Annotated in this window: 2 pseudogenes; both read right to left on the bottom strand. The window is 71.2% G+C overall.

The annotated features are described in order from the left end of the window. Positions 1-297, bottom strand: a pseudogene (locus tag HUK84_RS21670) (anthranilate synthase component I); the annotation flags it as partial. After that, a pseudogene (locus HUK84_RS21675) lies at positions 294-663 on the bottom strand (peptidylprolyl isomerase); the annotation flags it as partial. The pseudogenes HUK84_RS21675 and HUK84_RS21670, both read right to left, overlap by 4 nt.

Consider the following 663-nt stretch of genomic DNA (forward strand, 5'->3'; position numbering starts at 1 on the left):
GGTCGCGTTGATCGCGGCGTGGCCGCCATGGCAGCGCCAGATCAGGTCGGGCAGCAGGCCGATGACCGAGTAGCGGCCGCGGGCGACGCCGCCCTCGACGCTTTCGAACAGGAAGGCATTGCGCGGGGCGTCGGTTTCGGTCGCGCCGGCCAGGCGGGCGAGGCGCATATAGGCGGAGACCGGGGTGAGCAGGTCCGCGGCCTCGACGCTCCACAGGATCGCGGCGCGTCCCTGGCCGAGTGCGGACAGGATCTCGTCGCCGCCGGAGGCGGGCGAAAGAGCGGGCGCGGTCGTCACGGGCTGGACTCTCCGGCGCCGCTCGGACCGGCCACGGAGGACAGGACCGTATTCAGCGCGCTGGCATTGATCTTGGGTTTGGCGGATTTCTGCAGCGCCATGGCGTAGGCGATGCCGATATCGTCCTGCATCGACTGGCTGAGGCCCGTGCGGATGCGCTGCATCTCCATCGGCTGGGCCGCCGGGTCGGGCTGGGTGATGGCCGTGAGGGTCGCGACATAGAATCCGTCCGGTTGGTCGAGCATCACCGTCTGTCCCGTCCTGGGGAGGCGGAAGACGAGCTGGGCCAGTTCGGGCGGCACATTCTCGACCGGCCGGGTGCGGGTCAGCGGCGCGGGGTGCTCGACCTGCTGCCCCGGCGCCGCG

Source organism: Nguyenibacter vanlangensis, from assembly GCF_013376155.1.
GTDB lineage: Bacteria > Pseudomonadota > Alphaproteobacteria > Acetobacterales > Acetobacteraceae > Gluconacetobacter > Gluconacetobacter vanlangensis.